The organism is Aeromonas sp. DNP9 (assembly GCF_001728955.1).
GTDB lineage: Bacteria > Pseudomonadota > Gammaproteobacteria > Enterobacterales > Aeromonadaceae > Aeromonas > Aeromonas veronii.
Genome location: NZ_LYSQ01000013.1, coordinates 39652 through 62617 on the forward strand (window position 1 = coordinate 39652; position 22966 = coordinate 62617).

21 protein-coding genes are annotated in these 22966 nt (G+C 60.2%); 18 read left to right on the plus strand and 3 right to left on the minus strand.

Annotation, left to right across the window (positions count from 1 at the left end; genetic code table 11):
* The first annotated feature begins 44 nt into the window (after window positions 1-44).
* Together hutU and hutH are read left to right on the plus strand one after the other, a co-directional pair.
* Window positions 45-1754: a urocanate hydratase gene (gene hutU / locus A9G06_RS10445; protein ID WP_069555186.1), complete on the plus strand. Its 1710-nt coding sequence runs from the start codon at window positions 45-47 to the stop codon at window positions 1752-1754.
* A 4-nt stretch (window positions 1755-1758) separates the two neighbouring features.
* Window positions 1759-3291 carry a histidine ammonia-lyase gene (gene hutH, locus A9G06_RS10450; RefSeq protein WP_069555187.1) on the plus strand — a complete coding sequence of 511 codons (1533 nt, stop codon included), beginning with the start codon at window positions 1759-1761 and terminating at the stop codon, window positions 3289-3291.
* A 143-nt stretch (window positions 3292-3434) separates the two neighbouring features.
* On the opposite strand, the gene A9G06_RS10455 is transcribed toward hutH, so the two are convergent.
* On the minus strand, window positions 3435-4532 hold the full coding sequence (locus A9G06_RS10455) for a calcium:proton antiporter (protein ID WP_040069504.1): 1098 nt from the start codon (window positions 4530-4532) through the stop codon (window positions 3435-3437).
* A gap of 310 nt (window positions 4533-4842) precedes the next feature.
* Entirely contained in the window at window positions 4843-6369 is a 1527-nt protein-coding gene (locus A9G06_RS10460) for an EAL domain-containing protein (protein ID WP_069555188.1), read from the minus strand.
* A gap of 504 nt (window positions 6370-6873) precedes the next feature.
* Between A9G06_RS10460 and A9G06_RS10465 the strand changes: the two genes are divergently transcribed.
* Window positions 6874-8802: an EAL domain-containing protein gene (locus tag A9G06_RS10465; RefSeq protein WP_069555189.1), complete on the plus strand. Its 1929-nt coding sequence runs from the start codon at window positions 6874-6876 to the stop codon at window positions 8800-8802.
* Window positions 8803-8878: 76 nt separating this feature from the next.
* On the opposite strand, the gene A9G06_RS10470 is transcribed toward A9G06_RS10465, so the two are convergent.
* Window positions 8879-9802, minus strand: a complete 924-nt coding sequence (locus A9G06_RS10470) for a 1-aminocyclopropane-1-carboxylate deaminase/D-cysteine desulfhydrase (protein WP_069555190.1) — start codon at window positions 9800-9802, stop codon at window positions 8879-8881.
* 86 nt (window positions 9803-9888) lie between these two features.
* On the opposite strand from A9G06_RS10470, the gene A9G06_RS10475 reads away from it, so the two are divergent.
* From A9G06_RS10475 to A9G06_RS10540, 15 genes are all read left to right on the plus strand, one after another.
* Complete coding sequence (locus tag A9G06_RS10475; protein ID WP_005340015.1) at window positions 9889-10752, plus strand: hypothetical protein; 864 nt, start codon at window positions 9889-9891, stop codon at window positions 10750-10752.
* Window positions 10752-11345 carry a PilN domain-containing protein gene (locus tag A9G06_RS10480; RefSeq protein ID WP_069555191.1) on the plus strand — a complete coding sequence of 198 codons (594 nt, stop codon included), beginning with the start codon at window positions 10752-10754 and terminating at the stop codon, window positions 11343-11345. Before A9G06_RS10475 ends, A9G06_RS10480 begins: the two co-directional genes overlap by 1 nt.
* The gene (locus tag A9G06_RS10485; protein WP_069555192.1) at window positions 11345-11992 is read left to right on the plus strand and encodes an MSHA biogenesis protein MshJ; all 648 of its coding nucleotides are present in this window, start codon (window positions 11345-11347) and stop codon (window positions 11990-11992) included. Before A9G06_RS10480 ends, A9G06_RS10485 begins: the two co-directional genes overlap by 1 nt.
* On the plus strand, window positions 11985-12314 hold the full coding sequence (locus tag A9G06_RS10490) for an MSHA biogenesis protein MshK (RefSeq protein ID WP_019446481.1): 330 nt from the start codon (window positions 11985-11987) through the stop codon (window positions 12312-12314). Before A9G06_RS10485 ends, A9G06_RS10490 begins: the two co-directional genes overlap by 8 nt.
* Window positions 12315-12384: 70 nt before the next feature.
* Window positions 12385-14058, plus strand: coding sequence for a pilus (MSHA type) biogenesis protein MshL (gene mshL, locus A9G06_RS10495; protein ID WP_069555193.1), 1674 nt, complete (start codon window positions 12385-12387; stop codon window positions 14056-14058).
* Window positions 14059-14150: 92 nt separating this feature from the next.
* Entirely contained in the window at window positions 14151-15041 is an 891-nt protein-coding gene (gene mshM / locus A9G06_RS10500; protein ID WP_069555194.1) for an MSHA fimbrial biogenesis protein MshM, read from the plus strand.
* The gene (locus tag A9G06_RS10505) at window positions 15038-16117 is read left to right on the plus strand and encodes a tetratricopeptide repeat protein (protein ID WP_069555195.1); all 1080 of its coding nucleotides are present in this window, start codon (window positions 15038-15040) and stop codon (window positions 16115-16117) included. The genes mshM and A9G06_RS10505 overlap by 4 nt, the downstream gene beginning before the upstream one ends.
* Before the next feature lie 56 nt (window positions 16118-16173).
* Window positions 16174-17883 carry an MSHA fimbrial ATPase MshE gene (gene mshE, locus A9G06_RS10510; protein ID WP_069555196.1) on the plus strand — a complete coding sequence of 570 codons (1710 nt, stop codon included), beginning with the start codon at window positions 16174-16176 and terminating at the stop codon, window positions 17881-17883.
* A 3-nt stretch (window positions 17884-17886) separates the two neighbouring features.
* The gene (locus A9G06_RS10515; protein ID WP_069555197.1) at window positions 17887-19107 is read left to right on the plus strand and encodes a type II secretion system F family protein; all 1221 of its coding nucleotides are present in this window, start codon (window positions 17887-17889) and stop codon (window positions 19105-19107) included.
* A 77-nt stretch (window positions 19108-19184) separates the two neighbouring features.
* Window positions 19185-19646, plus strand: a complete 462-nt coding sequence (locus tag A9G06_RS10520; protein ID WP_069555198.1) for a hypothetical protein — start codon at window positions 19185-19187, stop codon at window positions 19644-19646.
* Window positions 19647-19723: 77 nt separating this feature from the next.
* Complete coding sequence (locus tag A9G06_RS10525) at window positions 19724-20395, plus strand: prepilin-type N-terminal cleavage/methylation domain-containing protein (protein ID WP_069555199.1); 672 nt, start codon at window positions 19724-19726, stop codon at window positions 20393-20395.
* A gap of 14 nt (window positions 20396-20409) precedes the next feature.
* Window positions 20410-20844: a prepilin-type N-terminal cleavage/methylation domain-containing protein gene (locus A9G06_RS21480; protein ID WP_083243769.1), complete on the plus strand. Its 435-nt coding sequence runs from the start codon at window positions 20410-20412 to the stop codon at window positions 20842-20844.
* A gap of 56 nt (window positions 20845-20900) precedes the next feature.
* Window positions 20901-21395: a prepilin-type N-terminal cleavage/methylation domain-containing protein gene (locus A9G06_RS10530; RefSeq protein WP_069555200.1), complete on the plus strand. Its 495-nt coding sequence runs from the start codon at window positions 20901-20903 to the stop codon at window positions 21393-21395.
* Window positions 21382-22041, plus strand: a complete 660-nt coding sequence (locus A9G06_RS10535) for a type II secretion system protein (RefSeq protein ID WP_069555201.1) — start codon at window positions 21382-21384, stop codon at window positions 22039-22041. Before A9G06_RS10530 ends, A9G06_RS10535 begins: the two co-directional genes overlap by 14 nt.
* The gene (locus A9G06_RS10540; RefSeq protein ID WP_171903387.1) at window positions 22041-22958 is read left to right on the plus strand and encodes a type II secretion system protein; all 918 of its coding nucleotides are present in this window, start codon (window positions 22041-22043) and stop codon (window positions 22956-22958) included. The genes A9G06_RS10535 and A9G06_RS10540 overlap by 1 nt, the downstream gene beginning before the upstream one ends.
* Window positions 22959-22966: the final 8 nt, after the last annotated feature.

A 22966-nucleotide genomic window follows, 5' to 3' on the forward strand; every position in this document is an offset into this window, starting at 1 on the left:
CGCCCATCGCCGAAGGCACCCTATTGATACAACAAGGAGTGTGTATGTCTGTGCAACAGCAGGATCCCCGTCATGATCCAAACCGCGTGACCCGTGCCCCGCGTGGCACCGAACTGACTGCCAAGAGCTGGCTCACCGAGGCGCCGCTGCGGATGCTGATGAACAACCTGGATCCCGAGGTGGCCGAGCATCCCCAGTCGCTGGTGGTCTATGGCGGCATCGGTCGCGCCGCCCGCAACTGGGCCTGCTTTGACAAGATCGTCGAGGTGCTGACCCGGCTCGAGGAGGATCAGACCCTGCTGGTGCAATCCGGCAAGCCGGTCGGGGTGTTCCAGACCCACAAGGATGCGCCGCGGGTGCTGATCGCCAACTCCAACCTGGTGCCGCATTGGGCCAACTGGGAGCACTTCAACGAGCTCGATAAGAAGGGCTTGATGATGTACGGCCAGATGACCGCGGGTTCATGGATCTACATCGGCACTCAGGGGATCGTGCAGGGCACTTACGAGACCTTCTTCGCGGTGGCCAATCAGCACTTCAACGGCTCGCCAGCGGGCCGCTGGATCCTCACCGGCGGTCTCGGTGGCATGGGTGGCGCCCAGCCGCTGGCTGCCACCATGGCTGGCTTCTCGATGATCGCCGTGGAGTGCGACGAGACCCGCATCGATTTTCGTCTGCGCACCCGCTATGTGGACAAGAAGGCTCACAGCCTGGATGAGGCGCTGGCCATGGTCGAAGAGGCCAAGCAGAGCGGCAGCGCCATCTCCGTCGGTCTGCTCGGCAACGCCGCCGACGTCTTCGCCGAACTGGTGGCCCGGGGTATCACCCCGGATGTGGTGACCGACCAGACCTCCGCCCACGACCCGGTGCACGGCTACCTGCCGCAGGGGTGGAGCGTGGCAAAGTGGCGCGAGCTGCAACAGAGTGCGCCGCAGGAGGTGAATCTGGCCGCTCGTCGATCCATGGCTCGTCAGGTCGAAGCCATGCTGACCCTGCAAGAGCGCGGCGCGGCGACTCTGGATTACGGCAACAACATCCGTCAGATGGCGCTTGAGGAGGGGGTTGCGAACGCCTTCGACTTCCCCGGCTTCGTCCCGGCCTATATCCGCCCGCTGTTCTGCGAGGGGATAGGCCCGTTCCGCTGGGTGGCCCTCTCCGGCGATCCGGAAGATATCTACAAGACCGATCAGAAGGTGAAAGAGCTGATCCCCGATGATCCTCACCTGCACAACTGGCTCGACATGGCCCGCGAACGCATCGCGTTTCAGGGGCTGCCGGCGCGGATCTGCTGGGTCGGGGTCAAGGATCGGGTGCGGCTCGGTCTGGCCTTCAACGAGATGGTGAAAAACGGTGAACTGAAAGCCCCCATCGTGATTGGCCGCGACCATCTGGATTCCGGCTCGGTGGCGAGCCCGAACCGCGAGACCGAGTCGATGATGGATGGTTCCGATGCCGTCTCCGACTGGCCGCTGCTCAACGCCCTGCTCAACACCGCCGGTGGCGCGACCTGGGTGTCGCTGCACCACGGCGGCGGGGTCGGTATGGGCTTCTCCCAGCACTCCGGCGTGGTGATCGTCTGTGACGGCTCCGATGATGCGGCCCGCCGTGTGGGTCGGGTACTGCGCAACGATCCGGCCACCGGGGTGATGCGCCACGCGGATGCCGGCTACGAGATTGCCATCAACTGTGCCCGCGAGGCGAAACTGGATCTGCCGATGATTGACGGCGCCAACGGTGTCAAAGGAAAGGTGTAACACCATGTTTGAATTGACTATTACCCCGGGCGAGCTGGATCTTGCCACCCTGCGCCGCGTCAGCCGCGAGCCGGTACATGTTTCACTGGATCCGGCCGCCCTGCCGGGGATCCACGCCTCCGCTGCCGTGGTTACCAAGGTGATCGAACAGAACCGGGTGGTGTATGGTATCAACACCGGCTTTGGCCTGTTGGCGAACACCCGCATTCCGGTGGAGCAGCTGGACGAGCTGCAGCGCTCCATCGTGCTTTCCCACGCAGCAGGGATTGGCGAGTACATGGATGACGCTACCGTGCGGCTGATGATGGTGCTCAAGCTCAACTCGTTGGCGCGGGGCTTCTCCGGCATCCGGCTGACGGTGCTTGAGGCCTTGATGACCCTCATCAACGCCGAAGTCTATCCGGTGGTGCCGAAGAAGGGCTCCGTCGGCGCCTCTGGCGATCTGGCACCGCTAGCCCATATGAGCTGCCTGCTGATCGGTGAAGGCAAGGCTCGCCACAAGGGCGAGCTGATCGACGCTGCCACGGCGCTGAAAATTGCCGGGCTCGAGCCTATCGCGCTGGCACCCAAAGAAGGATTGGCGCTGCTCAACGGCACTCAGGCGAGCACCGCCTTCGCGCTGGAAGGGCTGTTCCATGCCGAGGATCTGTTCGCCGGTGCCATCACCATAGGTGCCATGAGTGTGGAGGCCGCCCTTGGCAGCCGCCGGCCGTTCGATGCTCGCATTCACGCGGTACGCGGTCAGCGTGGCCAGATCGACGCGGCCGCCTGCTACCGTCACCTGTTGGTGGATGGCAGCGAGATCGGCATGTCCCACCACAACTGCGAGAAGGTGCAGGATCCCTACTCATTGCGCTGCCAGCCGCAGGTGATGGGTGCTTGCCTGACCCAGATCCGCCAGGCGGCCGAGGTGCTGGTGTGCGAGGCCAACGCGGTCTCCGACAATCCGCTGGTGTTTGCCGAGGATGAGGAGATCCTCTCCGGCGGCAACTTCCACGCAGAACCCGTGGCCTTCGCCGCCGACAATCTGGCGCTGGCGATCGCCGAAATCGGCTCCCTGTCAGAGCGGCGTATGGCACTGCTGATCGACTCGCGGATGTCCGGTCTGCCGGCGTTTCTGGTCAACAATGGCGGGGTGAATTCGGGCTTTATGATTGCTCAGGTTACCTCGGCGGCGCTCGCCTCCGAGAATAAGACCCTGGCCCATCCAGCCTCGGTAGACAGCCTGCCCACCTCCGCCAATCAGGAGGATCACGTCTCCATGGCGACCTTCGCCGGCCGCCGGCTGGCGGATATGGCGGAAAACACCCGTGGCATTCTGGCAGTCGAACTGCTGGCGGCGGCACAGGGGCTCGATTTTCGCGCGCCGTTGCGCAGTACCGCGCTGATCGAGCTGGCCAAGGGACGACTGCGGGCAGAGGTGGGCTTCTACGACAAAGACAGGTACTTCGCGCCGGATATCGAAGCGGCCGCCGTCCTGCTGGGCCGTGCCAGCTACAACGACCTGATCCCGGCCGGGGTGCTGCCCAGTCTGTGAACCTGAGCACCCTTCTCCCCTGGCGGGAGAAGGGTTGGGGATGAGGGGGAAGCCGCTTCACAGGCGCCGGTGAGAGCCGGGAGCAGATAACAAAAGACCGCCAATCGGGCGGTCTTTGCGTCTCTGACGTTGGTTGAACGCAGTTATTCGTGCTCGAACATCAGGAACAGATAGACCACGAACAACACCAGATGGGTCGCACCATGGAGCACATTGGTGCGGCCGCTGCTGAAGGTCACCTTGCACACCATCAAGGTCGTGACCAGCAGCACCATATCGGCGGGGGAGAGGCCGAGGCGCACCTCCTGACCCAGCATGGAGCCGATAAAGAGTACGGCAGGCACGGTGAGGGCGATGGTGGCCAGCACAGAGCCGAAGTAGAGGTTCATTGCCCGCTGCAACTGGTTGTTGAAGGCGGCCTTGATGGCGCCGACTGCTTCGGGGGCCAGCACGATGCAGGCGACGATAAAGCCGCCCAGTGCGGCGGGTGCTTCCATGACATGCACCCCATAGTTGATGGGGATGGCCAGGGTCTTGGCCAGCAGGATCACCACCAGCAGGTAGGCGAGCAGCAGGATAGTGTGATAGACGTTGCTCTGCAGCGGACCGTGGTGCTCCTCGTAGTCCTCGTGATCGCTGTCGACGAAGAAGTGGCTGTGGCTGCGGGTCTGGATCAGCAGAAAGACCCCGTAGAGCAGGATCGAGATGATGATCAGCATCCACGACATGGCGCGCGACATACTGCCGATTGCACCGCCCTCGGTGAAGTTGGGCAGAACCAGACAGAGCAGGGCCAGCGGGATGATGGCCACCAGATAGGATTTCACTCCGTCCAGATTGAAGCTCTGGGTGTGGTAGCGCCAGCCGCCAAACAGCAGGGTGAAGCCCACCAGACCGGTACTCACCAGCATCACTACCGCAAACATGGTATCGCGGGCCATGGTGGGGTTGGGCTCGCCGGTCAGCATCACCGAGGAGATCATCACCACCTCCAGCGAGATGACCGAGAGGGTGAGGATCAGGGTGCCGAAGGGCTCGCCCAGCTTGATGGCGAGGGCATCGGAGTGGCGCACCACCGAGAAGATGGCCCAGGTGACGATGGCCAGTAGTGCCGCCGATACCGGAAGATAGATCCCGAGCGGAGTTGTCTCTGTCAGCAGGTCGCTGCCGAGCGTCTTGAAAAAGAGCAGGGTCAGCAGGCCGACGGGCAGGGCAATCTCTTGCCGGATAACTGTCTTCATAGGCAATGGTTCTCTGTTGGGGGTCTGAACGACCGGGCGACATAAACAGGTTGCGCAGTTATCGATTGCACGATAACCGGCTCCTTATGATAAAGGTTGTTATCCCCGTCAGGGCAGATCATTTTGTTGCTGAATGTAAATAATGGGTGGCAGGAGGCGGTTCGATTTCACCATGGAGCCGGGCCCGGGTCTGCTGGGGGATTTACCCGCCTGATGGCCGGGCTGGGTTACGGCGCTACCGCCAGCATCAACCTGATGATGTCGAGCCGCTGACCAAACTGTTTCGCGGCCAGATCCTGCCATATCTGCGTTAGCTGGCCTTCTGGTGTTGCAACTGCCACTCCCGTTGCCAGTGGGTCAGTATCTTCAGCGGCATGGGTTTGCCGAAGAAGTAGCCCTGGATCAGATAGACGCCATGCTGGCTCAGATAGTCGACCTGCAGCTGGCTCTCGACCCCTTCGGCGATCATCTCCATGCCCGATTCCCGACCGAAGACGATGATGGCATCCAGTACGCTGCGCTTGAGGTCGTTGGTGCCTATGGTATCGACGAACATCTTGTCGATCTTGATCTGGCGGATCCCCAGGCTCTGCAGGTAGGCAAAGCCGCCGTAGCCGGTACCGAAATCATCCAGCTTGAAGTAATACCCCATCTGTTGCAGCAGGGTGATCTCCTCGGTGGCAGCCTTGATGTCGAGGATCGGCTTGCGCTCCGTCAGCTCGAAGGTGAGCCGGGTGGGGGAGGGGTTTTGGCTGTGAGCGAGCAGGGTGCGCAGCAGGGGCTGCTCGATATGGGCCGCCACCAGATTGACGCTGACCCACTGCTCTGGCGCCAGCTGCGGCAGGTCGGTGATCACCTGCTCCAGCAACTGTTCGGTCATTGGCAGGATCAGTCCTTGCTCCTCTGCATATTCGATAAAGGTGCCCGGGGGGATCAGCTCGTTTCCCCGCTGCCAGCGCAGCAGCGCCTCGAATCCCACCACTTGGTGGGTACGGGCATCCACTATCGGCTGGTAGAAGGGAATAAATTCCCTGCGTATCAACCCTGTTTGCAGTAGTCCCTTGAGGGAGCGCCGATAGCTGCGCAGCAGCCAGTATGTGACGCTTAGCAGGGCACCGAGCGCGATACCGAACCAGAGACCGTAGTGATTGAGTTGGTCATGGGCATATTGCTCCAGCGCTTTTCCCGCCCAGACAGTCTTTTTGGTGAGTTCATTGGGATCGAAGAAACTGAGGCTGAGATTGCTCTCTTCCTGTTTGATCTCTTTGTCGCCACGGGGAAAGTGGACTGTGCTTGTACCGTTATCCTGTCCGCTTAACTCCAGATAGAAGCAGTTGGAGCAGGGGTATTGCAGCAGGTCGTGGCTCCAGCTGTTATCCAGCACCCAGTAGGCGAGGTTGCCGCCGGATTGGTAGTAGGCCACCACCTCCTGTTCGGTATTGAATTTGGCTACGGTGGCGGTGATCCCCTGTTTACCGAGCGTCTGCCCATTGTTCTGGGCCTCCTTGAGCAGCGGGATCCCCACCCCCAGGCTGGAGCAGCTGTTGCCGGAGGCGAGCTCCAACCCCTGCAGGCGGATATGAGTGCTGTAGAAGCGCGGATCACGCAGCAGCTCCATGTCTTTGGCGCCGCAGTTGAACTCAAATTGTGCCAGTTGGTTGTTGATGGCGGCATCCAGCTCCCGGTGGCGTACGGCCATGGCTCCCTTGAGCTCGACAACCTTCTCTTCCAGCAGATGAAAGGCCATCGGCTTGGCAAACCACAGGCCGAGAAACTGGCTGCCCACGACAGGCAGGACGAACAGCAACAGAGCGATCCAGACGGGTGATTTACGCAAAGGAAGTACCTGCCAGTTTCATGAGACACAAATGGACTTAGCCATCATAGAGCATTAGTGCAATCAATTTGAGTCCGAGTTGTCACACTTGTTGATTGATTTTTTAACTGCATGATTTTAAATGTGTTTATTATTAACTTTGGCTAGATTCAATCGCTGACCTGTCATAAATGACAATTGCTCAGCTTATCCGAACTGCATTAGAGTAGCCCTGCGGTTTGACTCACCGTGTGTTCAATACTCCTGTATCTGTTTTTTGTCAGTAGCACAGAGTGTTAGTTTTGATATGAGTGTTCCTTTTGGTCCCCTTTGAGGGACCATTTTTCTGTCTGTCATCCCGCCCTTTCCCGCGTCTGTAGCCCGTCATCCTTGGTGTTCTCCCTCTGCTTTGGGTTATGCTTGCCCGCTTAAATTGCAGAAGCGGGATCTTCATCCATAGCTGTGGCCCGATCGCCGCTGCTACCATGAGGCGACATGGATGATGCCGGGCATACGGAAAGGCGCATGAAACTCACTACACAGCTTGTCTCATTTATCACCCTTTGCGTGATCGCAGCCATGGCGACTGTGCTGATTGGCGGGGTGTTCAGCTTTCGCGAGCTGGGCATGGAGTTGCAGCAAAAGAAGGTCGATGCACTGGTCGAGGTGATCGACAAGCAGCTCGATGTAGCTCACGACATGGAGGATATGAGCCACTGGCTGCCCACTCTGTTGCGGGCTGCCCATGTGGTTGAGCTGGAGGTGCGCCAGAATAACCAGCGGGTCTACTGGTTCCGCGATGTGCGCAATCCGGTCGATGAACAGCTGCTGGTGCCATACAGCCACCCGCTGCCCCATCAGACCGGCATGCAGGCCAACTTCAAACTGGAGCGCCCCTTCAAGGAGGCGGAATACTCCATCAAGGCGATGTCCGGCATCTCGCTGGGCATCTTTATCGTGGTGTTCGGTCTCTGGTACTCCATCCGCTGGCTGCGCCAGCAGTTGCGCGGGGCTGAGCTGCTGGGCATTCGCGCCCAGCTGATCCTCGATGACAAACTCTCCAAACTGAGTCATGACCCCGCCGAAGAGTGGCCGGTGGCCGCCAGTCAGGCCCTCGATCATCTGCTCGCCGAGCTGGCGGATGCCCGCAAGGAGCGCAGCCGCTTCGACAACTTCATTCGCAGCAACGCTTTCGTCGACAAGATGACCGGCATCGGCAACCGGCTGTTTTTCGACAACCGGCTGGAGAGCGCCATCATGGAGGCGAGCGTGATGAGCGGCGGCGTGCTGCTGATCGATCTCGCCTGTCTGGAGGAACTGGAGGCCGATCAGTTCGAGTTGCTGGGGCATGATTTGATGATGGAGGCGAGCGCTACCATAGGTGCCTTCGTGCGCAAGCATAACGGCGCCCTGCAGGCCCGCTATGCCGGTCAGGTTTTTGCGGTGTTGCTGCCCAATATGTCCGAGAGCGAGATGGTGGATAGCGCCAGCCAGCTGCTCAAGAGCCTGCAACGGCTGCACTGGCCGCAGGAGGTCAACCCCGACACGGCGGTCTATCTTGGCGCCGTCTGCTATCAGGCCGAAGACAGCCTGCTCAAGGTGCAGGAGGAGGCGGAGCTGGCCCTCAAGAGTGCCCGGCTGCAGGGGCACAACGGCTGGTTCCTCTACGAGAAGCAGCTGGATGAGGAGCAGAGCAGTAAGGGTACGGTACGCTGGCGAACCCTGATCAGCCGCCGTCTCGAAGAGCACGGCATCGAATTTTACACTCAGCCGATCCAGCAGGATCGGGGGCAGGTGGTGTTGCAGCAGGAGCTGCTCACCTATCTGCACGACGAGCAGGGACGGGCTTTGCAGGCGGGGATCTTCATGCCGATGGCGGAGAAGGTGGGCTTGTTGCTGCAACTGGATCGGCTGGTGGCGGAGCAGACCCTAGCCCTGCTGCGCCAGCGCTCCGAGCAGAGCTGTCCCATCAGCCTTACTCTCAGTGCCCAGAGCCTGCTCAACCGCGAGTTCCAGCGCTGGCTCTTCTTCGCCCTGTTCCAGCTGCCGCGCAGCACCAACGAGCGGTTGATCCTGCAACTTTCCGAATCCCAGGTGACCCGCCACTTCGAGGCGCTCAAGCGGCCGCTGCGCTCCCTGCGGATGCTGGGCTGCCAGCTGGCCATCGATCATGCCGGTCAGGATGTGGTGAGCACCCAGTACATCAAGGAGTTCGAGATCAACTTCCTCAAGCTGCACCCCAGTCTGGTGCGGGAGATCCATGCCCGTCAGGTCAACCAGATGGCGGTGCGCAGTCTGGTGGGGGGCTGCGCCAATACCCGCACCCGGGTGCTGGCGGTGGGGGTGGAGAGTGGCGACGAGTGGAAGATGCTGCGCCACCTCGGGGTGCATGCCGGGCAGGGGCCCTGGTTTGCCGAGCCCCAGCGGCTGGTGCTGGAACCGGCTGGTGATTGAGATAAACAACAGAGGGTCGCCTTGGGGCGACCCTCTGTTGTTTGCGATGCTGTTTGCGGTTGTTGTCAGGCGGGGCTCACAGTCGGCCCTGCTCCCGCAGCCCGGCGAGCCCTTGCATACCGCCGGTGTGGATAAAGACGATTTTGCTGCCGGTGGCGATGCGGCCCGCCGCCAGTTCGCGAAACAGCCCCCACATTGCCTTGCCGCTGTAGATGGGTTCAAGGGGCAGGTCGGTTTTGGCACTGAAATCCTGCACCCACTGCCAGAGGGCCGGACTGAATTTGGCGTAGCCACCATCGTGGTGATCGAGCGCGATGCGCCAGCCGGGGATATTGGCAGCCGCGGGATGGAGGCGACACACCTCGTCAGCGATAAAGCCGCCTCCTTTCAGTACCGCAATGGCGAGGATCTGCTCCCGATCCCGTTTGCCAGCGATCAGGCCCGCCAGAGTGCCGCCGCTGGCGCAGGGCAGTACCCAGAGATCCGGCGAGAAGGGCACTTCGCCGACCAGTTCCGCCACGCCGGGGATGGCCAGCGGGCTACTGCCCCCTTCCGGCACGATCAGGGTATCGGGTGCATCGAATTGGGCCAGCCAGTCGGGATCCTGCCGTCGCCGGTAACTCTGGCGGTCGACAAAAACGAGATCCATGCCCCAGCGCCGGGCATCCCGTAGGGTAGAGTTACTGACGGCGTCATACTCGCCCCGTATGATACCGGTAGTACGAAGACCAGATTGGCACCCCGCAGCCGCCAGCGCGTGGATATGATTGGAGTAGGCGCCGCCAAACGAGAGCAGGTGCCGTTTGCCGTGCTCTTTGGCATGCAGCAGGTGGTACTTGAGCTTGCGCCACTTGTTGCCGGAGATGGCCGGATGGATCAGATCATCCCGCTTGCACCACAGCTCGACGCCATAGCGGGTCAGCAACGGATGGTGGAGGCGTTGTAGGGGGGAAGGGAGGATGGCTTGACCCTCTGACTCGGCGGAAAGGCTGGCTTGCAATGGTGAGTCCGTCTTTTATATGGAGGCTAATCTGCTGTTTATGTTAATATTTCATACATTTAATCAATATTGATGGGCGGGCTTACATGAAACAACTGTTCAGACGGTCGACGCCAAGCCGCCAGGTCGGGCTCTTGCTGGCCAATGACAGGATCATGCTGGCTGCGGTGGGCAATCCCCCCGTCTTCGCGACGCGCACCATCAACGGCCCACAGGAGTGGGCTGTGGCCATGAACGAGTTGTTCAGCCGTCATGGGCTGGCCAAGTCTACGGTGCGGGTGGCCCTCGCCGCCAGCCTTTATCAACAGATCCAGATCGACAAGCCTGCCGTGCCTGACGCCGAGATGGCGGGGGCGCTTCCCTGGGCCATCAAGGATTATGTCAGCGAACCCGTGCTGCAACTGGCGATGGATTATGTGGACTTGCCCACCCCGCCGGCCGGTCGCCCTCGCATCAATGTGATTTGCCTGCCCAAGAGCCGGGTGCAACAGCTGGCCGATGCCATCAACGGCATCGCGACCCTGCAATCCATCATCAGCGACGAATTGGCGCTGACCTCTCTCTATGACGCTGACGAGACGGTGCGCATGCTGCTATGGCAGCCCAAGGGGCAGGATCTGCAACTGCTGGTCTTCCATCAGGGCGGGCTCTGCTTCTCTCGCCAGCTGCGCGGTTTTACCAGCCTGACTGGCGAACATGAACCGGACAGTATGTTGCTCGATTCGCTGGCGCTGGAGATCCAGCGCTCCCTCGACTATCTGGCGGGCCAGCTGAAATTGCCCGAGTTGGGGCAGATGCAGTTCGCCGTCGCCTCGCCTTTTATCGGTACCCTGGTGCGCCACATGGAGCAGACCTTCGGCTTTGCCGTCTCCGCCATGGCCAACAAGGCGGTGCTGGCCGGCGTTGAGTACCTCTCGGCCTACGCAGCCGCCATCGGGGAGGATGCGTGATGAAACGTCAGATAAACCTCTATGGCGCCGAGTTTCGCCCCAAGCGGCAGTGGGCCAGCCTCAATCAGATGGCGCTGGTATGGGGCTTTGCGCTGCTGCTGATCCTGTTGACGGGTGTCGGTTACAGCTGGCAGCAGCAGCAGGTCAGCCGGGCGCTGGCGCAGCGCTCTGCCGAGCTGGAACTCAAGCGCAGCGAGGCGCAGCGGCTCGATGCCGAGTTGGCGCGCCATCAGGCGGATCCCCGGCTGCAACAGCAACTGGTCAACACGCAGGATGAGCTGACAGCCAAGCAGGGGCTGATGCGCCAATTGGGCAGCCTGACCCTGCAAAAATCCCAGGGCTATGCCAGCGTGATGGCGGATCTCTCCCGCATTCGCAACAGCAACCTCTCGTTGCAGCGCATCGAGATCAACGAAGGGCGGATCAACCTCTCCGGCTTTGCCGGACGCAGTCAGGATGTACCGGCCTGGGTCAACCGCTTCAAGCAGACCCCGAGTCTGGTGGGCAAGGAGTTTGGTGAACTGACCCTCGGCCGAGATAAGGAGGGCCGTCTGACCTTCCAGTTGAGCGGTATTGCGCGGGAGAAACCCTGATGAACCTGAAAGCACAATGGCAGACATGGGGCCAGCGTATCGCCGTGTTGAGCCAGCGGGAGCGGGTGTTGATCCTGCTGACCGGTCTGGTGCTGCTGGGGGCGGCCGGACTCTACGGCTGGCTCGATGGCGCCGATACCCGTCTGCAGCAGGATCGTATGGCCCTGAGCGCCGCCGAGCGCGACCTCGAGATCATGGAGCTGGAAAACCTCGGTAAACAGGCCCGGCTCAAGCGGGATCCCAATCAGGGGGTTCGCGATCAGCTGGCACAGGTCGAAGCTGATCTGGCCCGGATCGATGGTGAGCTGAAGGCCCAGACCGTCGATCTGATCCCGGCGCACGAGATGCCGCTGGTGCTGGAGGCGCTGCTCTCCCGCTCCGCCAACCTTCACATGCTGGCGCTCAGTTCGCTGGAGCCGACCCCGCTGATGGCGGGAGAGCAGAAGGTCAATCTCTACAAGCATGGTATCCGGCTTCAGCTTGAAGGCGGCTATTTCGATGTGTATCAATATCTTAAAGCGCTGGAAGCCTTGCCGCGTCACTTCTACTGGAAGCAGTTCGACTATCAGGTCAAAGCCTATCCCGGCGCGGTGGTGGAGATGGAGATCTACACCCTGAGTACCAGCAAGGAGTTTATCCGTGGCTAGAGTGTTTGCGTTGTGCTGTTGCCTGTTCAGCTTGCTGGCACAGGCGGAGCAGGTCGAGGTATTGCAGGATCCCACCGCGCCGCTGGCGGATGTGGCGGTTGGCGCCCGTGCGACCGGCGAGAGCAGTGCCGGTTTGCCGAAGCTGCAGAGTGTGGTGCTGGGCAATGGCCCGGCACTGGCGGTACTCAATGGCAAGAGTTATCGGGTCGGACAACAGGTGGACGGCTATACGCTGGTGGCCATCAATGCCGATGCCGTGGTGCTGGAAAAGGCGGGAAAACGCCATGCGGTAACACTGTTTGCCAGCAAGATCCGGGTTTGAGTCGTGCTTGCCTCTCGAGAGGTGAATCGGCTTTATCGAGTTTAATTGCAAGTCAGGGTGCTCTAATTACATGAAAAAACACCGTCTCTGTCTGATCTCCGTGGCCATGATGGCTGCAGGCTGTACCACGTATCAGCACCCCGAGCCGACCCAGGCCAAGGATGCTCTCAAACAGGCCATGAACGAACAGCAGAAACAGGCTGCCCCTCTGACCGCCTTGCCCAAATCGGTGCAAAGTGAATTACTGCAGCTGAACCGGCCGCAGATGCCGGTCGGCATGCCGGAGAAGCGGCTGCGTATCGCGGCTCACGATGTGGAGGCGGTGGAGTTTTTCGGTTCCCTGTTCAAGGGCTCCCGCTACAGCGTGGCGGTTCACCCCGGGGTGGCCGGGCTGGTCTCCGTCGAGCTCAAGGATGTGACTCTGCCAGAGGTGCTGGCGGTGGTGGGCGACATGTACGGCTTCGACGTGCAGCGCAAGGGCAATGTCTTCCATATCTATCCGGCGGGCCTGCGCACCGAAACCATCCCGGTCAACTATCTGATGATGTCCCGTCGTGGCCTCTCCCGCACCTCGGTCAGCACAGGCGGGGTGACGGCCAATGACAGCAATAACAGCAGCGACAGCAGTTTTGACAGTGCATCGAACAACAACAGCGGCAGCAACAGCTCAACCAGCAACAACTCGAGCGGTGACAACAACAACGGCACCCGTATCGAAACCGACACCAACAGCGACTACTGGACCGATCTGCGCGACTCCCTGCAGACCCTGATTGGCACGGGTGACGGTCGCGCCGTGATCACCAGCCCGCAGGCAGGTCTGGTCACCATTCGCGCCTACCCGAAAGAGCTCAAGGCGGTGCGTGAATTCCTGACCCAGTCCGAGAGTCACCTCAAGCGGCAGGTGGTGCTGGAGGCGCGGATCATCGAAGTTGCCCTCAACGAAGGGTATGAACAGGGGGTCGACTGGAGCGGTCTCTCCGCCAGTTGGGATGGCAACAAGGGGATTACCGGTGGCCAGTCGCTTGCCAATACTCAGCTGCCCAGCACCCCCAACCAGATCTTCAGTGCGCTGGGCGGCGGCGCCGGTTTCAAGATCTCTGATGGCAACTTCAATGTGGCGGTCAACCTGCTCAAGACCCAGGGCGATGTGAATACCCTATCCAGTCCCCGTGTCACCGCGACCAACAACCAGAAGGCGGTGATCAAGGTGGGGACGGATGAGTATTACGTCACCAATGCGTCCACCACCATTACCACTACCTCGACGGGCACAGACAAGACGCCTAACGTGGAGCTGACCCCCTTCTTCTCCGGAATTGCGCTGGACGTAACGCCGCAGATCGATGAAGAGGGCAAGGTGCTGCTGCACATCCATCCCTCGGTTATCGATACCGAAGAGCAAAACAAGGTGATTGACATGGGTACCTCGGGCGGTAAGTTGCAACTGCCGCTCGCCAAGAGCTCGATACGCGAATCCGATACCGTGGTGCAGGCCAATAACGGTGACATCATCGTTATCGGCGGCCTGATGAAGACCGACAAGCAGGAGATCGTCAGCAAGGTGCCGTTGCTGGGGGATATTCCCTGGGTGGGTGAAGCCTTTACCAACCGCCGCGAGAGCACCAAGAAGGTGGAGCTGGTGATCATGCTCAAACCGACCGTGGTGGAGAAAGATACCTGGCAAAACGAGCTGCAACGCTCCTCCGAGCTGCTCGACAAGTGGTATCCGGCCAAGGGCTGACCCATGACACCAGATGCTGTCACCCTTATCCCGAACGGCCTGTGCTGCCTTGACTGCACTGGCTGCTTGCTTGCAGTGGCAGGTGAGGTCTCATGTACCTGATCCACTTCGGCCTGCAGGAGGCACCGTTCAGCCTCACTCCCAATACCGGCTTCTACTACGGCCTGCCGCCTCACGAAGAGGCGCTGCAGGTGCTGAACTGGGCGCTGGCGCAGGGGGAGGGCTTTATCAAGGTGACCGGCGAGGTGGGTACCGGCAAGACCCTGCTCTGCCGCAAGTTGCTCAGCGAACTGGGCTCGGAATCGCGTCCGGTGCGGCTTGCCTGGTTGCCCAATCCCCACCTCACTCCGGCCGAGCTGCGCATCGCGCTGGCGCTGGAGCTGGGGTTGGCGGTACGGGATCAGAGCGAACTGGATCTGACCGATCGCATCCATCGTCACCTGATCAGTCTGCACCAGCAGGGCAGTCGGGTGGTGGTGCTGATCGACGAGGCGCAAGCGCTGCCGGACGAGACGCTGGAGGCGATCCGCCTGTTTGGCAATCTTGAGACCGAATCGAGCAAGCTGCTGCAGATCGTGCTGTTCGGCCAGCCGGAGCTGGATGCCAGACTGGCCAAGCCGCATCTGCGCCAACTGCGCCAGCGGATTGGCTTCTCCTACTGCCTGCGGCCGCTGCGTTTTGATGAGACTCGCGCTTATTTGGAGCACAGATTGCAGGTCTCCGGTTACCGCGGGGCACCGCTGTTTGCAGGTCGAGCCATGCGTCTGTTGTGGCGCGCATCGCGAGGGATCCCGAGACTGATCAATATCTTGGCGCAGAAGTGCCTGATGCTGGCCTATGGTCAGGGTGTGCGCCAGATCGATAGCCGTCTGGTACGGCTCGCCATTCGCGATACCGACGATGCCCGCCGCTTTGCGCCACGGCGCTGGTGGCCCCTGTTACTGTTGCTGGGGTGCGCCCTGGCTTATGGAGTCTGGCCATGAGTGTCATCAACCAGATGCTGAAAGATCTGGACCGGCGCCAGCAAGGATCCGAAGGTGCCGCCGTCTATATTGCCCCTGCGCGCCAGCAGGGATGGTGGATGTTGCTGTTGACCCTGATCTGCGGTCTGGCACTGGGGATCCTTGGTTGGCGAACCTGGATCTACTGGCAGCAGACCCATACCGTGATGGCTGCCAGCGAAGTGATCGCCCCCGATGTGGTGGCAAGGGCCGCCGCGCCAGTCAGCCAGCTCGAGCCGGTCGAGGTGGCGGCTGCGCTGCCGCTGCCAAGTCAGGACGAGGTGAATGATGAGGCAGGCGAGAGTGACTCGGCCGACGTGGCCGACGGTGCGCCCTTTGATGCCTCCAGCGATGTTGACGAGTCCGAGCCGACCGATGAAGAGCTGCAGCCTGAGCTTTACGCCGAACTGGCGGCAGAGCAGCAGGCAGCTGTCAACGCACCGCGCAAACCGAGCGTATTGAAGATCGAGACGGTCGAGCTGTCGGCCAAGGAGCTGGCGGCACTGGCTGAGCGCAAGGCGACAACCGCCATGGCCAAGGGAAGCCTGCGGGATGCGCAGGACAACTACTATCAGGTGCTGGCCCACGATCCCTACAATCAGGGGGCGCGCGAGCAGCTGGCGGGGCTGCTCTACGGCGAGGGCCGCCTGACCGAGGCGCGTCAGCTGCTGGAGGAGGGGATCCGGCTCGATCCGCAACAGGCCGATTTTCGCCTGCTACTGGCCCGTCTTGCCATTAGCGAGGGGTTGCAGCAGCAGGCGCTGGGCTGGTTGGCTGGTTATCAGCCCGATCTCGCCAGCAATCTGGACTATTACGCCACCTGGGCTGGACTGGCACAGGAGCTGGGACAGAATGTCGAGGCGGCCAATCTCTATGTGAAGCTGCTGCGTCAGCAGCCTGATCAGGGGCGCTGGTGGCTTGGGCTCGGTGTGGCCGAGGATGGTCAGGGCCACAGCCAGCGTGCCCTCGATGCCTATCGCAATGCCCAGCTGCACGGCAACCTGGGCGAAGCATCCACCAACTGGCTGGAACAACGGATTGCCCAGCTTGCTCCCTGACGATCACCGGATCAGATGGAGCAAGGGGGAAGATAACAACAGGAATCGGAGTAGCAATGGCACAACCCAGACTGAAAATGCGCCTCGGCGACCTGCTGGTACAGGAACAGATCATCTCCGATGATCAGCTGCAGCTCGCGCTGCAGCAGCAGCGTCAGACCGGCCGCAAGCTGGGCACCACCCTCATTGATCTCGGTTTCATCAGCGAGGTGCAGCTGCTGCAATTCCTCGCCCGTCAGCTGGATGTGCCCTTCTTCGATCTCAACAACCTCACCATAGATGCTGCCGCCGTGCCGCTGTTGCCCGAGGTACAGGCGCGCCGTTACCGGGCGCTGGCGGTCAATCTCACCGACGATCGGGTGACGGTGGCCATGTCGGACCCGGCCGATCTGAGTGCACTGGATGCCATCGCTGCTCTGCTCAGCCCGCGCATCATGGTGCTGGCGGTTGCCCGAGAAGGGCAGCTGCTGGAGTATTTCGACCGGCTCTACCGCCGTACCCGCGAAATCGAGAGTTTCGCCGAACAGCTGCAGGAGGAGTATCAGGACTCCGGCTTCGAGCTGGGCTCCAGCAATCTGGGAGCTAATGATGAGGGGGAGGCGACGGTGGCCAAGCTGCTGCGCTCCCTGTTTGAAGACGCGGTGCAGGTTGGCGCTTCGGATATTCATATCGAGCCGGACGAGAAGGTGCTGCGCATTCGCCAGCGGATCGACGGCATCCTCCACGAGAATATCCTCAACGAGGTGCGTATCGCCCAAGCGCTGGTGCTGCGTCTCAAGCTGGTGGCGGGGCTCGATATCTCCGAGAAGCGCTTGCCGCAGGATGGCCGTTTCAACATGAAGGTGCGCGGCCGTGATGTGGATGTGCGGATGTCCACCATGCCGGTACAGTATGGCGAGTCGGTGGTGATGCGTCTGCTGGATCAATCCTCGGGCATCCTCTCGCTGACCGAAACTGGGATGCCGCCCGATATCCTGACCCGTTTCCGCCGTCAGCTCAAACGGCCACACGGCATGATCCTGGTAACGGGGCCAACTGGTAGCGGCAAGACTACGACCCTCTATGGCGCGCTCTCCGAGCTCAATCAGGCGAGCCAGAAGATTATCACGGTTGAAGACCCGGTGGAGTACCGTTTGCCTCGCATCAGCCAGGTGCAGGTCAACCCCAAGATTGGTCTCACCTTCTCCCACGTGCTGCGTTCTACCTTGCGTCAGGACCCGGACATCCTGCTGGTAGGCGAGATGCGCGACAACGAGACGGTGGAGATCGGCCTGCGCGGCGCCATCACCGGTCACCTGGTGTTGACTACCTTGCATACCAACGATGCGGTGACCAGTGCCCTGCGCCTGATCGATATGGGGGCTCCGGGCTATCTGGTGGCCAGTGCCCTGCGTGCGGTTGTCGCCCAGCGACTGGTGAGACGGATCTGCGAACACTGCGTCGAGGAGAAGGTGCCGGATGAAGGACAGACGACCTGGCTGACCGTGCTCTCCGGCGAAGCGCCTGGCCAGCACATCTATCACAAGGGCCGGGGTTGCCAGAGCTGCAACTTTACCGGTTATTCCGGCCGGATCGGGGTCTACGAGCTGCTGGAGCTGGATCAGCCGATGATGGATGCCCTGCGCCGCAACGATGCGGAAGGGTTCGCCAAAGCGGCCCGGCAACATGAACACTACCGGCCGCTGGCCCTCACTGCCCTCGATTATGCCCGTCAGGGGATCACCTCGGTGGATGAGGTGCTGCGACTGGCCGAGGATTTGGGGTAAGCGATGGCTAACTTTGCCTACAAGGGGCGTGACAGCCAGGGCAACGCCATCAGTGGCGTGGTAGAAGCGGCCAACGAGATGGCGGCCGCCGAGCAGCTGATGCGCCGCGGGGTGATGCCCACCGAACTCAAACCGGGCAAGGCCAAGTCCGCCGCTATCGACTGGTCACTGTTGCTGGAAGGGGGTGTCAAGCTGGACGAGCTGGTGATCTTCAGCCGCCAGATGTATGCCCTGACCCGGGCCGGGATCCCGATCCTGCGTGCCATCGCCGGGTTGGAGGAGAGTACCCACAGCAAGCCGCTCAAGCGGGCGCTTCACTCGCTGGGGGAAGATCTTGGCAACGGTCGCCCGCTGTCGAGCTCGATGCAGGCGCACCCCAAGGTATTCAGCAGCCTGTTTGTCGCCATCATCCATGTGGGTGAGAACACAGGTCAGCTGGAAGAGTCCTTTTTGCAGCTCGCCAACTATTTCGAGCTGGAGCTGGAGACCCGCAAGCGGATCAAGACCGCCATGCGCTACCCCAGCTTCGTGATGATCGCCATCGGTATCGCCATGGTGATCCTCAATATCATGGTGATCCCGGTATTTGCCGGCATGTTCGCCAAATTCGGGGTGGAATTGCCGCTGGCTACCCGCATTCTGCTCGCCACCTCGCACTTTTTTGTCAACTATTGGTGGCTGCTGCTCGCCATTCTGGCTGGGATGGTGTTCGGTTGGCGCCGCTGGGTCGCCACCACCAAGGGCAAGCTGACCTGGCACCGCTGGCAGCTCAAGTTGCCGATCGTCGGCACCATCATAGAGCGCTCCCTGCTGGCCCGTTTTGCCCGCAGTTTTTCCATGATGCTCAAGGCCGGGGTGCCGCTGAACACGGCGCTGACCCTGGTGGCCGATGCGGTGGATAACGCCTGGATGGCGGGGCGAGTGCGGGATATGCGCGCCGGTATCGAGCGGGGCGAGAGCCTGCTTCGCACTGCCAGCAGCAGCGGCCTGTTCACCCCGCTGGTGATGCAGATGATCGCCGTGGGTGAGGAGACCGGTCAGGTCGATGACCTGCTGCACGAAGCGGCCGAGTATTACGAGCGCGAGGTGGATTATGACCTCAAGAGTCTCACCGCCCGCATCGAGCCGATCCTGATCGGGATCGTGGCAGTAATGGTGTTGATCCTGGCGCTGGGTATCTTCACGCCTATGTGGGACATGATGCGCGCAGTTCGCGGCAAGTAACTCGGCATCTTCACGCTTGAGTGGTGGGACATGATGCGAGCCGTAAGAGGCAAGTGATCGGTGGAGTCGAGGGCTGGATGAGCAGACAGACGCAGCAGGATGATCGCTGGCTGACCGGATATCGGCGGATCGCCGTGATCATCCTGCTGATGGTGATTGTGGCGACCCTGGTGCGTAGCTATCAGGGCCACCGGGAAGAGGCGCAGCAGCTCACTCTCACCTTGCTGGGGGAGCAATTTGCCGAGCGGGCACAGCGTTTGCACGGCATTTGGCTCGATGAGCGGCGCCCGCAGACACTGCATGTCGCCGGCAAGGGGTGGCAGTTTGATGCCCGAGGGTGGCCCCTGGGGCTGGTGCCGCTGCAATCTCCTTCGGAAAATTGCCGTCAGTTGTGGCTGGCACTGATGGGTGAGACGAAGGGGGGCGTGCCTCCCCTGCAGGTTCTGGCCCTCCCCGATGGCAGTGGTTGCGAGATGGGGTGGGATGGTTATTGGCTGGTTTATCAGTTTTCTGACGGGCGGGTGATGAAAAAGCCTTGAATGAAACTAATCATATGACCCAACTACATGATTTTTTTGGGCCTGCATGAAATAATGTGGGGCATTACGGAGGGAGCATGACAATGAAACCAATGGCACCAACAATGCCGGAAAACGGGATGAGAAGACGGTCTGCCGGCTTTTCCCTCATTGAGCTGGTGATCGTTATCGTGATCCTGGGGATCTTGGCGGTGACTGCACTGCCGCGCTTTCTCGATGTGACTGACGAAGCGAAAAAGGCCAGCGTGGAAGGGGTCTCTGGCGGTTTTGCTACCGGCGTTTCACTGGTGCGGGCGCAATGGGAGGCGGAAGGTCGCGCCAAACAGGACAGCCTCAATACTGTGCTCTATGACGGTAGTCGCTTCTATCTGACCACCCCGACCGATACCCAGATCACTAACGGCGAGCTGTCGCCCGGCTATCCCATGGATACCGTTGCCAGCGGTAATCCCGATGTGGATCCGGCTAATCTGACCGCCGAACGTTGTCTCAATATTTGGGAGGGGTTACTGCAAAACCCGCCCAAGGCTACGGCCAACTTCAATGAAGTACGCGGTAGCGGCAATGACCTGAAATACTATGCCACAGTGAGCAGTAATGGACTGGATTCGGTCTGCCGTTACTATTTGGTCAATAGTTTGAGTAAGGGCAGTGATGGCAAGTATCAGGATCCGCAAGGCAAGACTGATGCATTTATGAGTTTCAGTTACCGTCCGGCGTCCGGTCAGGTAACCACCAATATTAACTGACAGAGGAAAGTGAAATGAAAAAACAGGCGGGTTTTACCCTGATCGAACTGGTTATCGTGATCATTATTCTGGGTATTCTGGCGGTTACCGCTGCACCCAAGTTCCTGAATCTGCAGAATGATGCAAATGAGGCTGCAGCACAGGGTGTTGCTGCTGCAATCAAAAGTGGAGCTCAATTGGTATATAGTCGTTCAGCTATTGATGGGACTGAGACAAGCGGCGCTTCTTCAGTGGCTGTTGGTACCGAACGAGTAACCACTAAATTTGGTTACCCTACTGCTGATGATGCGGGTATCGGTAAAACCATTACTGTTGATGGTGGTTGGGCACAAAATAATGATGGTATCTATAAGTCTAATCAGAACAATAGTTGCCAAGTTATATACACAGCGCCTTCTGTTGCAGGGGCTACATTCTCTGTATCTCTGAGCGGTGCTAACTGTTCGTAATTGCCATGAAAGCGAGGCTTCGGCCTCGCTTTCTCTTTTCCCTGATGAGAAATCCCATGCCTGCAACCAAGGGCTTTACCCTGATTGAACTGGTACTGGTGATCCTGTTACTCGGGATTCTGGCCGCCTTTGCCGTGCCCAAATGGCTGGGCAAAGGCGGCTTTGAAACTCAAACCGTACGTGACGAGTTGCTGACCCGCCTGCGGCTGGTGCAGACCGTCAATATGCATGAGCCAGCCAACCGCTGTACCCAGCTGGTGGTTGCCTCTCCCCGTTTTGCCCACCGTACTTATGCTGCGTGTCCCGCCAGCGATGATCTGGATACCAATAGTGGCTGGACTCCCCAGTTGGAGACCCGTGGTCGGCTGGTTACGCCCTCTGCCGGTATGTCTATCTCCCTCAATAACAGCAACAACTTCGTGCTGCGCTTCGATCCGATGGGCAGACCGCTAGGCAGCTGCGTCACCGGTTGTACCTTGCTGGTGAGTGATGGTCGCGAAACCAGCCGTATCCAGATTGAGTCAGAGGGATATATCCATGAGATCCCTTAAGCGTGGTTTCACCCTGATTGAGCTGATCGTTGGCATAGTGCTGCTGGCGGTGGCCTTGACTGGCATTTTGGGGTTGCTTATCAATCAGGCGCCGCAGGCGGTAGACCCGGTGCAGCAGGTACGCGCCGCCCAGCTGGCCCAGCGCCTCTCCGGCGAGATCTTGCAAAAGTCGTTTGATGAACATTCGGATCATAACGGTGGTCGTTATCGTTGTGGCGAGACCTTCAATGGCCAATTTTATGGGGATTGCAGTTGCCCTGTCGGTGTGACCTGTACCCAGAATCCTCCTGCTCCGGCGATTGCGGGTTGGCAGCCCAGCCAGTATGGCCCGGATGGTGGTGAACGGGAGCCCTATACCTTTAATGATGTGGATGATTATCAGACCAGCGTCATTTGTGCCAAGGGATGGGCTGAGGTTAACTGCTTGAACAGTGACTGGATTGAGGCGGCATTCTTTACTCAAGCCGATTCCAAGGTCGCAAGCGATGAGTATCGCAACTACCAGGTCAGGATCGCCGTGACGCCGGATGACCTGTTTGGCAGCCCGGGTCTTAAGGCAGAGTCTATCGGCAAGCGAGTTCTGTTGCAGGTGAAGCTGCCGGATGGGAGTGTGCTCGACTTCTCCTTCTATCGGGGGAACTACTGATGGAACGCTCCTGTTTGTCTGTCCGAATGTCTGCTCCTGCTGCTACTTCCGACGTCCGATTACGCCTGGCTGCTAATCGAACCTACCGTAAACCTCAGGGTAATCGTGGCTTTACCCTGGTCGAGCTGGTGATGGTTATCCTGCTGCTCGGGATAATGGCGACCTTTACCAGCCAGTTTATCGGTATCGGCACCCAGATTTATGGCGATGCCAGCAGCCGTGAGCAGCTGATGAGCGATGCCCGATTCGCCATGGAGCGGCTTAACCGCGAACTGCGCGATGCGGTGCCGGGATCGGAGCGGATCGAGACGACTGGCGGGACATGGGACGACACCGGTGCCTGTTTGCGGTTCTGGCCCATCAGCACCTCGAGCCGCTATCTGGCACTTAACCGCGCCATGTCGGGGAGCACGGCCACCCTTGAGCTGGTGATGGCGACCCCGGCTTCTGCTGCCAATCCGCTGGATGTGGATGCCACCGCCGTTAAAAAAGACGATCAGCTGATAGTATTCCCCGTGCCGGACAAAAATGTCGGTTCGCTTACGGCAGGCTGCGATTATGGCCGCTGCGTAGCCAAGGTTACGGATGTGCTGACGCCCGTATCCGGAGCGCAAACCATCCGCTATACCAGTGCCGAGAGTCTGACGGGACTCTCTCCAGGCAGCCGGGTCTACTTTGCCAACCAGCAGGTTCGCTACTGTGTGGAAGGAAACACGCTGACCCGTGCCACAGCCCCCATTGGAGCATCCTTACCTGCACAGGGCGTGTTGATGGCGGATTCCCTTCGTATTGGCACCTTCTATCGGGAAACCTCGGCGTTTAACGCCGAAGGGGAATTTGGCATGCGCTTTGTGTTCGAGCGCAAGGGGGAGTCGGTCACCTTCAACCACAAGATAGAGGTGTTCAATGTGCCCTGATCCACAGG